Source organism: Embleya sp. NPDC025285 (assembly GCF_055558835.1).
On record NZ_JBVHLU010000006.1, the window covers coordinates 136,460 to 149,136 of the forward strand.

Here is a 12,677-nt window from a genome sequence, read left to right on the forward strand (position 1 = left end):
CGGCCGCCGCGCCGCTCACCATGCGGCCGGGAACCTCACCCGCCGCCCCGGCTCAGTGCCGGACCGCGTGGCCGATCTCCGCCTTGTTCGGGTCGGTCAGCTTCCGATTGCTCTTCGCGGTGCCCTTGGCCTGCGTACCCGCCTCGACGTCGTCGATGTTCATCACGATCGTGTCCAGCAGCTTGCCGCCCGCGTCGCGGAACTCGACCGAGAGCGTGTAGTCGACGGTCTTGGAGGTGTTGTTGACGACGGTGACCTCGGCTACGGTGCGGTCGCCGTCGGCCCGGATCGACCCGACCGAGGCGTCCGCCGTCGCGTCCAGGCCGCCCTTGATCTCCTTCAGCTTCGAGGCCGCCGCGGCGCTCGCGGAGGACAGCGCGTCCCTCGCCTCCGAGCCCGCCGAGTTCAGCGCCGACGAGATCGCCGCCGTGGGCACCGACTTGCCGTCTCCGTTGCCGTCGTTGTCGTCGCTGCACGCCGCCGAGGTCAGGGCCAGCGCGGCGGCGATCGAGAGCGCGCCGACGGTACGCACGTACTTGCTCGCCATGTTCGTCGCTCCTCGCGTGGGTCGCGGAGGTCGACTCGGACGCCCGCGTACGAACAGCACGAATGTCCGCGTATCGGGCCGGCTAAACGCATGGCCGGGTTGCCGGGCTTTCGATTCCGCCTCTGAGCAGGATGCTTACCTATTTGCCAGTACCTGACTTATTAGTAGGTACTTGTAGGAAGGAGTGTGCCGGTCAAGCATGGTGTCAGCGGCGGACACCACGCCTGCCCCACCCCTTCGAAGCTTGGAGAAACCCTGTGAGCGAGCAGCACCGGACCCCCGTGACCGTCCTCGGCCTGGGCGCGATGGGTCGGGCGATCGCCGACACGATCCATCGGGGCGGCCACCCCACCACCGTCTGGAACCGCACCGCCGGCCGGGCCGATTCCCTGGTCGCCAAGGGCGTCGCCCTCGCCGCCGACCCGGTCGCCGCCGTCGAGGCGTCGCCGGTGGTCGTGGTGTGTCTGCTCGACGACGAGTCGGTACGCGGCACACTGACCCCGCTCGTCGACGCGCTGGCCGGCCGACTGGTGGTCAACGTGACCACGGTGACCCCGAAGCAGGCCCGACAGACCTCGGCCTGGGCCGTCGAGCACGGCATTCATTACCTCGACGGCGCGATCATGGCGACCCCGGAGATGATCGGCCTGCCGGTCGCGTCACTGCTGTACAGCGGCTCGCGGGAGGGCTTCGACACCCACCGCGAGCTGCTGGAACTGCTCGGCGGTGCTCGCTGGTTCGGCACCGACGCGGGCCTGGCGTCGCTGTACGACCTGGCCCTGCTGGGGTCGATGTACTCGATGTTCGCCGGTGTGGCGCAGGGCGCCGCGATGGTGGCGAGCGAGGGCGTTGCGGCGGCCGAGTTCGTGGCGATGGCCGGACCCTGGATCGACGCGATGCTCTCGGCCCTGCCGTACCACGCCGAGTACTACGACAGCGGCGACTACACCACCGAGGTACAGAGCCTGGACTTCAACAAGGCGGCCGTCGACACCATCGCCGAGGCCGCCCGCGACCAAGGCGTCGGCACCGACGTGGTCGCCGCCGTGCAGACCCTGATCGACCGCCAGGTGGCGGCCGGCCACGGCAAGGACGGCTTCGCCCGGATCTTCGAGAGCGTCCGCCGCCCGATTCCCCCCGCCTGACCCGACACGGCACCGGCGGGTCCGGCAGGCGGGTCGACACAGCGACCCCGGAAACACCCACCACGCCCGACCCACCACGCCCGATCCACCGCGTTCCGGCCACGCGGCGGGATCGGGCTTCGTCATGCCCGGCCGAGCCCGCTCCGGTCGACTCCGGCTCGGGCCCGACGCCCATGCCCCCTTCCAACCCGACACTCCCCTTGAATAGTTCACCAGGTTAAGTTACAACACGTAACGTAAATCCCGAGGAGCGCGCCCGTCCCCGAGACTCGCCGCCGGCACTCGCCCGCCCTGAATCGGCCGCGCCGATCCGGCATTCGTGATTCCGGCACAAGTAATAGGGAGAACAGCCCATGGCCGATCTGCTGGTACGCGGAGGAACCGTCGTGGACGGAACGGGGGCGGCCCCGATCCGAGCCGACGTGCGGATCACGGACGGGGTGATCGTCGAGGTCGCCCCCGACCTGGCCCCGAACGGCGGCACCGAGCGCGTCGTCGAGGCGGCCGGCGCCTACGTCGCCCCCGGCTTCATCGAGGCCCACACGCACGTCGACGGCGCCATGTGGTGGAACCCGGACCTGGACCCACTGCCCGCCTACGGCACCACCACGGTCGTCTTCGGCAACTGCGGCATGTCGGTCGCACCCCTGCGGGAGAGCGCGCGCGGACCCGTGCTCGACCTGTTCTGCTTCCTCGAGGACCTCCCGCTCTCCGCCTTCCAGGACAAGGTGCCGTGGACATGGGAGCGCTGGCCGGAGTACAGCAGCGCGGTCAAGGGCCAAGCCGTCGCGGTCAACGTGGCCGGATTCGTCGGGCACCTGACCCTGCGCACCACGGTGATGGGCGCCGAGGCGTCCTGGTCGCGCGCGGCGACGCCGGAGGAGATCGCCGAGATGGCCGCACTGCTCGACGAGTCGTTGACTCATGGAGCAATCGGTTTGTCGACCAATGTGTTCGACAAGGACCGTTACCTCGAGCCGGTGCCGACCCGGCTGGCCGAGGACGACGAGTTCGAGGCGCTCGCCGACGTACTCGCCCGGCATCCCGGCGCGACGCTCCAGGTGATCACCCGGTTCAACGAGCCGGAGAGCATCGACGCCGATGTGGAGCGATTCGCCCGAATCTGCAAGCCGCGCGGGATCCGCGCCCAATGGACCGCCATCCCGTCCACCGTGCGTGAGGACTACCTGCGGGAACAGACCATCGCGCTGCATCGCCGGCTGCGCGCGGACGGCGTGGACTTCTGGCCCAATGTCCCGCATAAGCCGCTGGAGCCGTTCTTCAACTTCGAGCGCGCGCTCACCTTCCAGCGAGTGGCCGCCTGGAACCACTGGATCAACGGTCCGGCCGAGACCAAGCTCGCCACGCTGGCCGATCCGCAGTGGCGGGCGCAGGCCCGCGAGGACTGGGACAACCGGGTCTCGTCGTCGACATCTCGACTGGATCGCCCCGAGTCGCTGATCTTCGCGATCTCCGAGACCGGCCACGGCCCACTGGACATCTCACTCAAGGAGTACGCGGACCGGGAGGGACTGCACATCTCCGACGCATTGGCCACCTGGATCGGCGACAACGGCATCCTGTCCTGCCTGCGCGGCATCCCCGACGCGTTCGACGAGCCGGTCGTGGCCGGCCTGTTCAACGAGCCGCACACGCTGACCAACATCAACGACTCCGGCGCGCACCTGCAGCTCTTCTGCGGTTCGGGCGAAAACGTGTACCTGCTCACCCGGTACGTGCGCGACACCGGCCTGATGCGGGTCGAGGAGGCGGTCCACAACCTGACCGGCAAGCTCGCGGGCTTCTTCGGCCTGGGCGACCGGGGCGTGATCGCGCCGGGCCTGGCCGGCGACCTGGTGGTGTTCGCGCTCGACGAGATCGAGGTGCGGCCCGAGGAGAAGCGCTACGACAACCCGGACGGGTCGTGGCGGTTCACCCGGGGGCCGGCCGGCGTACGGGCCACCATCGTGCGCGGGGTGCCCACCGTGCTCGACGCCGAGCCCACCGGAGAGCGGCCGGGCACGATGGTGGGGCTCGTTTCGCGGCCCGACTGACGGAACGTCACACAAGCGCGCTTACCCTTGAGGTACGGCGGTGGGTTCACCGACCCACCGCCGTGTCACGTTTTTGTGACGATCCGCCCTAGGCGGTGTCATGCGACACGCGCCGACGGGACGCTACGGCCAACGTGATCGATGCCACGGACCGCGTACGGGGAGCGGACCTGGGGCCTCTTCACAGCAGGCATGCGCGGAGGGCAACCTTGTGGACACGGGCAACCGCTTCCACGGCCGAAAAAAGCTCGAACAGCGTCCGAATTGCGCTGTTTTGGGCGGGACCGGCACGCCAGGAGCGATCACCGCCGGAAGCGCGATGGCCCTCCGTCTAGGTAGCATCCGCCGAGTGCCGCCCGTTACCGACGGGCACGCCCCCCGACAAAGGTTCTCGATGAGTGACGATTCCCCCTCGCCGGCATCGGCGGGGTACGCGCAGAGGCAGCGGCCGCGCCTGGCCAAGGGAGCTTCTCCCTGGCTCGTGCCGACGGCTGTGACCGGCGCGTTGACCGGCTTGGCAGCACTGCGTAACCGGCGCTGGGCCTTCGCGGCCGTGCCGACGCTGGCGCTCACCGGTGGCATGCTGTGGTTCTTCCGTGACCCGGAGCGCACCATCCCCACCGATGGCGTGATCGCCTCGGCCGATGGTGTGGTCCAGAGCATCGACGCCTGGCCCGACGGCCGCACTCGGATCGCGACGTTCATGAGTCCGTTGAACGTGCACGTGAACCGTGCGCCGCTCGACGGCGTCGTGAAGTCCGTGGAGCACAAGGCCGGCGGGTACGTCCCGGCGTTCAACAAGGAAAGCGAGCACAACGAACGCGTTGTGTGGATCTTCGACACCGCGATCGGCGACGTGGAGCTGGTGCAGATCGCCGGCACCGTGGCGCGCCGGATCGTGCCGTACCTGGAGCCGGGTACCGAGGTCGCCTGCGGCGACCGGATCGGGCTGATCCGGTTCGGTTCGCGCGTGGACGTGTACCTGCCGCCGGGCGTCGAGCCCGCGGTGACCGTGGGACAACGGACAACGGCGGGAGAGACACGTCTTGACCGGGACTGATTACGACGATACGGCCGACCTGGAAGCCCCCGAACTGAACATTCTGGGCACCCCGGTCGAGGACGATCCGCAGGCGTGCCTGTCCGCGCGGATCTCGGTCGCGGACGTACTCACGCTGGGTAACGCGGCGAGTGGCTTCATGGCGATCTACTTCCTCGCCTGTTCGGTCATGGCGCAGCGCGGCGGCGACGTCGGTGTGTCGGCCGAGCGGAGCATGGCCGCGGCCGTGGTGCTGATGCTGATCGGCGCGCTGTGCGACCTGTGCGACGGCATGGTGGCGCGCAAGCTGCGGATGTCCTCGCTCGGCGCGCAGTTGGACAACCTCGCGGACGTGATCACGTTCGGCGTCGCACCGGCGTTCTTCGTGGTCACCTGGGCGGCCGTGCCGCTGAACACCGGGCAGGCGCCCGCAGCCGTCCTGGTGGCGCTGTCGGTGCTGATCGCGGGTGTACTGCGGCTGGCGAGATTCGCGACCACCCCGGGGCGTCCCGGGGTGTTCCAGGGCATGCCCATCCCGATGGCCGCGATGACGGTCGTCTCGATCGTGCTGCTCGACCTGCCGTTCACGCCCGCCGCGGTGCTGATCGTGGCCGTGTCCGGGCTCATGGTGAGCCGGATCGAGTACCCGAAGCCGCAGGGCAACATGGCGATCCTGGTGATGGCCGGCATCGGTCTGAGCATGAGCTGCCTGATCGCCTGGGCCGCCGACGCGCCGGGCAGCGAGTGGATGCTCAACATGGGCGCCACCACCCAGGTCACCCTGGCGCTGCTCGTCCCCGCGATGGCGATGGCCCGCAAGGGCGTCGAGCGCATCGGCCTGCGGATGATCCGCTAGCCGTACCGCGACGAACAACGCGAAGCGCCGTCACCCTCCGGGGTGGCGGCGCTTCGCGTTGTCGGCCGGCGATCCGCCCGGGGCGGTGCTATCTCAGCCGGTGCGCCAGCCCGGTGAACCGTTTGCCGGCCGAGACGGTACGCACCGCCTGGCCGAGCGCGCGCCGCGATCCGACCAGGACCACGAGTTGCTTGGCGCGGGTGATCGCGGTGTAGAGCAGATTGCGCTGGAGCATCATCCAGGCACCCATGGTGACCGGGACCACCACCGCCGGATACTCGCTGCCCTGTGAGCGGTGGATGGTGACCGCGTAGGCGTGCGACAACTCGTCGAGTTCGGCGAAGTCGTAGTCGACCTCCTCGTCCTCCTCGGTGCGCACCACGAGCTTCTGCTCCTCGGGGGAGAGTGCGATCACCACACCGCCGGTGCCGTTGAAGACGCCGTTCGCGCCCTTGTCGTAGTTGTTGCGGATCTGGGTGACCTTGTCGCCGACCCGGAACGTGCGCCCGCCGAAGCGCTTCTCCGGCAGGCCCTCGCGGGCGGGGGTCAGGGCCTGCTGGAGCAGCAGGTTGAGCGCGCCGGCGCCGGCCGGGCCCCGGTGCATCGGGGCGAGCACCTGGATGTCGCGGCGCGGGTCCAGGCCGAATCTGCGCGGGATGCGGCGGGCCACCACGTCCACGGTGAGGCCGGCCGCGTCCTCGGTCTCCTCGGCGGGGAAGAGGAAGAAGTCGGTCAGGCCGTCGGTGATCGGCGGCCGGCCGGCGTTGATCCGGTGCGCGTTGGTCACCACGCCGGACTGCTGGGCCTGGCGGAAGATCTGCGTCAGCCGGACCCGGGGCACCCGCTCGGCGGCGAGCAGGTCGCGCAGCACCTCGCCGGCTCCCACGCTGGGCAACTGGTCGACGTCGCCGACGAACAGCACGTGCGCGCCGGTCGGTATCGCCTTGATCAGCTTGTTGGCCAGCAGCAGGTCGAGCATCGAGGCCTCGTCGACCACGACCAGGTCCGCGTCCAGCGGCTTGTCCTGGTCGTAGGCCGCGTTGCCGCCCGGCTGGAGCTGCAACAGGCGGTGCACGGTGGCCGCCTCACACCCCGTCAACTCGGCCAACCGCTTGGCCGCCCGGCCGGTGGGCGCGGCCAGGATCACCTTGGCCCCGCGCGCACGGGCGAGTTCGACCACGGAGCGCACGGTGAAGCTCTTGCCGCAGCCGGGGCCGCCGGTGAGCACCGCGACCTTGCTGGTCAGCGCGAGCCGGACGGCCTGTTCCTGTTCGGCCGCCAGCGCGGTGCCGGTGCGGGCGCGCAGCCAGGCCAGCGCCCGGGTCCAGTCCAGTTCGGCGAACGCGGCCAGCCGGTCCTCACGCGCGCCCAGGAGGGCGCGCACCCGGCCCGCGAGCGAGAGTTCGGCGCGGTGGAAGGGCACCAGGTAGACCGCCTGGACGGGATCGCCCTGGGTGCCGGAGACGGTGACCGGCCCGGGCAGTTCCTCGCACACCACCCCGTCCTCGCCCACCAACTCGTTCAAACAGCGCACTACGAGGTCGGAGGGCACGTCCAGGATCTTCACCGCCTCGGCCACCAGGACGTCGGCGGGCAGGTAGCAGTGGCCGCTGTCCGAGCCCTCGGACAGCGTGTACTGCAATCCGGCCTTGATCCGCTGCGGCGCGTCGTGCGGTATCCCGACGGCCTTGGCGATCGCGTCGGCGGTCTTGAAGCCGATCCCCCACACGTCGGCGGCCAGCCGGTACGGCTCGGTGCGCACGACGGTGATCGACGCGTCGCCATACTCCTTGAAGATGCGCACGGCGGGTGACGTGGAGATGCCGATGCCCTGGAGGAAGACCATCACCTCCTTGATCGCCTTCTGCTCCTCCCACGCGGCGGCGATCAGCTTGGTCCGCTTGGGGCCCAGGCCGGGCACCTGGATGAGTTGCGTGGCGTCCTCGTCGATCACGTCGAGCGAGCGCACGCCGAAATGCTCGACGATCCGGTCGGCGGTCTTGGGGCCGATGCCCTTGATCAGTCCCGAGCCGAGGTAGCGCCGGATGCCCTGCACGGTGGCCGGCAGCACGGTGCTGAACGAATCGACCTGGAACTGCTTGCCGAACTGCGGGTGGCTGCCCCAGCGGCCGCGCATCCGGATCGACTCGCCCGGTTGGGCGCCGAGCAGCGCGCCGACCACGGTGAGCAGTTCGGTGCCGTGCCGGCCGGTGTCCACTCGGGCGACGGTCCAGCCGTTCTCGTCGTTCTGGTAGGTGATGCGCTCCAGAACGGCTTCGAGAACGGCCCCTCCCCCGGCCCCGCCATCGGCCCCGGGCGGCATGCCCGGCAACGTGCCTGTCATAGCGCCCGAGACTAGCCAACCGGGGTGACAGCAGAACTAGAACACGTTCTCTTTACGCTCGTCGACACCATTGACTGTGTCACATAACGGCGGTACGTTCCGAGGACTCCATGCTCCGAGCCGCAAGCTCCCGCAGCTCAAAGACCGTTAGGACACACGCATGCCCGTCATCAACGAGCAGGTCGAGATCGCTGCCGGCCCCGAGGCCGTGTGGGCGAAGCTGACCGACTACAGCGTCTTCGGCGAGTGGATGGTCCCGCACGTCGAGTTTCCGAACGGCGCCCCGGAGAAGCTCGAAGCCGGCGTGACGTACGACGAGAAGATGAAGCTGATGGGCTTCCCGGCGGACATCAAGTGGACGATCAAGGACGTCGAGGCGGGCAAGTCGCTGGCTCTGGACGGCAAGGGCCCGATGGGCGTCATCATGACCGAGGTCTTCATCGTCGAGGCCGCGGGCGAGGGCTCGGTGTTGCGGATCGAGTCCGAGGTCAAGGGCGGCGCGGTGCAGATGATGGCCGGCAAGGTCACCAAGGCCACCCAGGAGGCGCTGATCGAGTCGCTGGCGAAGTTCGCCGCGCTCGTCAAGTAACCCGCGCGCCGCGCGCGGCCGTCGCCGCCCACCCGGCGACGCCCCACGACGACCATCCCCCGGTGAGCACACCCGGGCGGATGGTCGTCGCGCGTACGGGGTGCGCCCGCTCGCCGCGTTCGCCTGGAACAATGGCGATCCGTCACCGAGCGCCGCGAACCCCTGGAGGAACCCGACGTGCCGTCGACTTCCGCCCACTTCCCGTGGGCCCTGCACCGGACCAGGCTCGACAACGGTCTGCGTGTGGTGGTCTGCCCCGACAGCACGGTGCCGCTCGCCGCGGTCAACCTCTGGTACGACGTGGGCTCGCGGCACGAGGTCGAGGGCAAGCACGGCTTCGCCCACCTCTTCGAGCACCTGATGTTCGAGGGTTCCGCGCACGTGGACAAGGGCGGTCACTTCGCCGCGATCGAGGGCTGCGGCGGCGACGGCATCAACGCGTCCACCAGCGCGGACCGCACGAACTATTACCAGACGGTGCCCTCGGGGCAGCTCGAACTCGCGCTGTGGCTCGAAGCCGACCGAATGGGCTCGCTCGCGCTGACCCAGGAGACCCTGGACAACCAGCGCGAGGTGGTCAAGAACGAGCGCAGGCAGCGCTACGACAACGTGCCCTACGGGACCTGGAGCGAGGAGATGATGGCCCTCGCCTACCCCGAGGGGCACCCGTACGCGACGTCCACGATCGGCTCGATGGCGGAGCTGGACAGCGCCGAACTCGCCGACTTCACCGCGTTCCACGAGACCTACTACGCGCCGGACAACGCGGTGCTGACCGTGGTCGGCGACGTGCGGCCCGAGCACGTGGTCGCCCTGGCCGAGCGGTACTTCGGCGGGATCGCCCCGCGCGGCTCGTTCCCGCAGCCCACCCCGGCGCCGCTGCCGCCCCGGTTCGGGACCGGCCGGCACGTGCGGGTGCACCGGGACGTGCCCGCGCCGCGCCTGTTCCTGTGCCACCGCGCGCCACGCTTCGGCAGCCCGGACGCGGCCGCCTCCAGCGTGCTCGCGACCGCCGTGGGCCGCGGCCGGGGCAGTCGGCTGTACCGCGAGTTGGTCACCGCGCGCAATCTGGCCCAGGCCTCCGGCGCGTTCCTGTCCGCGTGGGGCCACCTGCACTTCGAATCGGTGCTGATGGGCTCGTGCGCGCCCAGTGAGGGCGTCGAGCCGGGCGAGTTGCTCGACGCCTACGTCGCGGTCTGCGACCAGGTCGCCCGCGAGGGGGTGACCGAGGCCGAACTCGACCGGGTCCGGGCCGTGTTGTCCGGCGACTGGCTGCGCGAGCTGGCCACCGCGGGCGGCCGGGCCGACGCGATCGGCCGGTTCACCACCCGCTTCGGCGACGCGGAGTCGATCCGCGACCACCTCGACGAATTGCTCGCGGTCACCGCCGAGGACGTGCACCGGGTGGCCCGCGAACTGCTGCACCCGGACAACCGGATCGTGCTGGAGTTTCGGCCCGAGGCCGCCGAAGCCGGTGCCGACATCGACACGAACGAGCCGGAGGCCGCCGCATGAGCGAGCACGTCGCGACCCGCCACACCCTGGTCGCCGAGCGACCCGCCGGCGCGGACCCGCGCCCGTACCGCTTCCCGGAGGTGCGCCGGGTCGCGGTGGCCGGCGGCGAGGTGATCGGCGCGCACCTGCCCGGCCGCAGCCTGGCCTGGAGCAAACTGGTCATGGAGAGCGGCGCGCTGCACGAACCGGTCGGCCTGGACGGCCTGGCCCGGATCACCTGCTCGCTGCTCGACGAGGGCAGCCTGGACCGCGACGCGGACGCCTTCGGGCTCGCCATCGAGGCGCTGGGCGCGCAATGGCGGCTCGCGTGCGGCTGGGAGACCCAGGAGGTCGGCCTCGACCTGCCCGCCGATCGGCTCGGCGCGGGCCTGGACCTGATCGCCGAGGCGGTTCGCCGGCCGGCGTTCGCCGACGCGGACGTCGAGCGCTTCCTCGCCGACCACGTGCGCTCGATGAAGACCTCCTGGGCCCAGCCCGGCACCCGCGCCGGACTCGCCTTCCGTCGGGCCCTGTTCGGCGCCGACAGCCGCCTCGGCGGCCTGCTCGGCGGCACTCCCGACACGGCACAGGCGCTGGACGCGGAGGCGATCCGGGCCTTCCACGCGAGCCGGATGACCGCACCCGGCACCCTCGCGGTGGTCGGCGACCTGGACACGATCGACCTGGCCGCACTGGGCCGCACCGTCTTCGCGGGCGCCGGCGGCACCACCTCGCGTGCGGACCCGGCCACGTTCGCAGGCACCCCCTCGACCGAGCGGGCGATCGTGGTGGACCGCCCCGGCGCCGTGCAGTCGGTGCTCCGGATCGGGCACACCGCGGCCCCCCGCTCGACCCCGGACCTGATCGCCATCGAGTTGTTCGCCGACGTGCTCGGCGGCGCCTTCGGCTCCCGGCTCAACCACCTGCTGCGCGAGGTCAAGGGCTACACCTACGGCGCGCACGCGAGCTTCGGCCACGGGCGCCGCTCCGGTGCGTTCACGGTGTCCTCCTCCGTGCACACCGAGGTGACCGCCGCCGCGATCGTGGACGCGATCGGCGAGGTCCGCCGGATGCACGCCGACGGCGTCACGCCCGACGAACTCGCCGCCACCCGCGCCCACTCGCTCGGCAGCATGCCGATCAACCTGCAAACCCCCGCGGGCATCGGCGGCCGGCTGATCGAGGCGATCGTGCACGACCTGCCGGACGACCACGTCACCCGCGAGTACGCCGAGATCCTGGCCACGGACGCGGACGCGGTCAACCGCGCCGCCGGCACCCACCTGCGCCCCGACGAACTCGCGGTGGTCGTCGAGGGCGACGCCGCGCGCATCGTCCCGGACCTGCGCGCGGCGGGCTTCGACGTGGTGATGTCCCAGGTGTGACTCCCGGGCGGTCGCCCCTCGCGCCCGCCCGCTCACCCCTCCGCGACGAAGACCTGGCGATAGCCGCTCCACATCGCCGGCCCCAGATCCTGCGGCACGTGCGGGGGGAGCGGCCACATCGGGCCGCTCACCTCGCACAGCACCACGTGCAGCCCCTCGCCCGCGTCGAACCAGCGCAGCCCCACCGCGCCGGGCGAGCGCAGCAGTTCGGCGACCGCCTCCTCGTGCAGCCAGCGCCCCATCGCGGTGCCCGAGCCGTGCGCGGTCAGGTGCAGCAATTTGTCGCCGGCCGGGAAGAGCCGGCCCGCCGACACGTTCGGCCAGCGCCGGATCTCCCGGCAGTCCAGACGCGACGAGGTGATCGCGCCGATCAGTTCGGGCGGCAGCGGGGTGCCCGCGGTGTCGTGCACGTCGCCACCGCCTGCGGCGGCGAGCACTCCGACGTGCTTGAGGTCGTACAGCGTCAGGTGGCGCGCGGCCGGCGGCCCCGCCTCGGCCTCACCGTTGCCGAACGCCCCGCACAACACGAAACGGCGGGCCCGACGGAAACCGGGCGTCCGCAACAGGTCGCCGTGGTGCCGGTCGCACCACGGGGAGAACGTCCCGTCCAGCGCCTCGGGCAGATCCGAGCGCAGGTGCAACAGGCCCACGCCGCTGGGGAATCCGTCCAGATCGAGACGCGGGATCGCGGGTCGCTCGGACATCGTTCGTGCCTCCCCCGGTGTCCTCACGTCCGGCCGGCCCTGACGCAGGCGGAAACTGACGGAGGGTCATCCATTTGTTACCCACCGGTCGGGGAAAGCATGTCCTCCTTGCCGAACATCCGGGCCGCCTCGCGCGCGCTCGGCGTGCCCGCGTCGGGATCGGCGCCGGCCGCGACCAACGCCGCGACCACGTCGCGCTCGCTCTTGAAGACGGCACCCGCGAGCGGGGTCTGGCCACGGTCGTTGGCCCGGTCCGGATCGGCGCCCCGGGCGAGCAACGCGCGTACCGCGTCGGCCTGTCCGTGATAGGCGGCGAGCATCAGCAGCGTGTCGCCCCGGTCGTTGGCCAGGTTCACCGGCAGGCCGGCGTCGACGTAGCCGCCGAGCGTCTCGGCGTCGCCGGTGCGCGCGGCCTCGAACAACCGCCCGGCCAGTTCCCGGATCCGCTCCTCGTCCTGCGCGGACGGCTGCTCCGGTTCCTGCTCGCTCATGACCTACCTCCGAGAACGTGACGCCGTGC

11 protein-coding genes are annotated in these 12,677 nt (G+C 70.9%); 7 read left to right on the top strand and 4 right to left on the bottom strand.

Going from position 1 to position 12,677, the window contains the following annotated elements; all coding sequences use genetic code 11:
• Positions 1-52: 52 nt before the first annotated feature.
• On the bottom strand, positions 53-547 hold the full coding sequence (locus tag ACZ4FV_RS06255; protein WP_395869086.1) for a hypothetical protein: 495 nt from the start codon (positions 545-547) through the stop codon (positions 53-55).
• 257 nt (positions 548-804) lie between these two features.
• Between ACZ4FV_RS06255 and ACZ4FV_RS06260 the strand changes: the two genes are divergently transcribed.
• The 4 genes from ACZ4FV_RS06260 to pssA all read left to right on the top strand — a co-directional run bounded on the left by ACZ4FV_RS06260 (position 805) and on the right by pssA (position 5,641).
• Positions 805-1,692: an NAD(P)-dependent oxidoreductase gene (locus tag ACZ4FV_RS06260; RefSeq protein WP_465321990.1), complete on the top strand. Its 888-nt coding sequence runs from the start codon at positions 805-807 to the stop codon at positions 1,690-1,692.
• 353 nt (positions 1,693-2,045) lie between these two features.
• Entirely contained in the window at positions 2,046-3,746 is a 1,701-nt protein-coding gene (locus ACZ4FV_RS06265) for an amidohydrolase family protein (protein ID WP_395869090.1), read from the top strand.
• 394 nt (positions 3,747-4,140) lie between these two features.
• Positions 4,141-4,806 carry a phosphatidylserine decarboxylase gene (locus ACZ4FV_RS06270; protein WP_395869264.1) on the top strand — a complete coding sequence of 222 codons (666 nt, stop codon included), beginning with the start codon at positions 4,141-4,143 and terminating at the stop codon, positions 4,804-4,806.
• Positions 4,793-5,641, top strand: a complete 849-nt coding sequence (gene pssA, locus ACZ4FV_RS06275; protein ID WP_395869092.1) for a CDP-diacylglycerol--serine O-phosphatidyltransferase — start codon at positions 4,793-4,795, stop codon at positions 5,639-5,641. The genes ACZ4FV_RS06270 and pssA overlap by 14 nt, the downstream gene beginning before the upstream one ends.
• A gap of 88 nt (positions 5,642-5,729) precedes the next feature.
• On the opposite strand, the gene recD2 is transcribed toward pssA, so the two are convergent.
• On the bottom strand, positions 5,730-7,964 hold the full coding sequence (recD2, locus tag ACZ4FV_RS06280) for an SF1B family DNA helicase RecD2 (RefSeq protein ID WP_395869266.1): 2,235 nt from the start codon (positions 7,962-7,964) through the stop codon (positions 5,730-5,732).
• 181 nt (positions 7,965-8,145) lie between these two features.
• Between recD2 and ACZ4FV_RS06285 the strand changes: the two genes are divergently transcribed.
• From ACZ4FV_RS06285 to ACZ4FV_RS06295, 3 genes are all read left to right on the top strand, one after another.
• Positions 8,146-8,574: a type II toxin-antitoxin system Rv0910 family toxin gene (locus tag ACZ4FV_RS06285; protein ID WP_395869094.1), complete on the top strand. Its 429-nt coding sequence runs from the start codon at positions 8,146-8,148 to the stop codon at positions 8,572-8,574.
• A 177-nt stretch (positions 8,575-8,751) separates the two neighbouring features.
• Positions 8,752-10,089 carry a M16 family metallopeptidase gene (locus ACZ4FV_RS06290; protein WP_395869096.1) on the top strand — a complete coding sequence of 446 codons (1,338 nt, stop codon included), beginning with the start codon at positions 8,752-8,754 and terminating at the stop codon, positions 10,087-10,089.
• On the top strand, positions 10,086-11,453 hold the full coding sequence (locus ACZ4FV_RS06295) for a M16 family metallopeptidase (protein WP_395869098.1): 1,368 nt from the start codon (positions 10,086-10,088) through the stop codon (positions 11,451-11,453). Before ACZ4FV_RS06290 ends, ACZ4FV_RS06295 begins: the two co-directional genes overlap by 4 nt.
• A 32-nt stretch (positions 11,454-11,485) precedes the next feature.
• Here the strand turns inward: ACZ4FV_RS06295 and ACZ4FV_RS06300 are convergent, their stop codons facing one another.
• Positions 11,486-12,157: a hypothetical protein gene (locus tag ACZ4FV_RS06300; protein WP_395869099.1), complete on the bottom strand. Its 672-nt coding sequence runs from the start codon at positions 12,155-12,157 to the stop codon at positions 11,486-11,488.
• A gap of 77 nt (positions 12,158-12,234) precedes the next feature.
• Positions 12,235-12,648, bottom strand: coding sequence for an ankyrin repeat domain-containing protein (locus tag ACZ4FV_RS06305; protein WP_465321993.1), 414 nt, complete (start codon positions 12,646-12,648; stop codon positions 12,235-12,237).
• Positions 12,649-12,677: the final 29 nt, after the last annotated feature.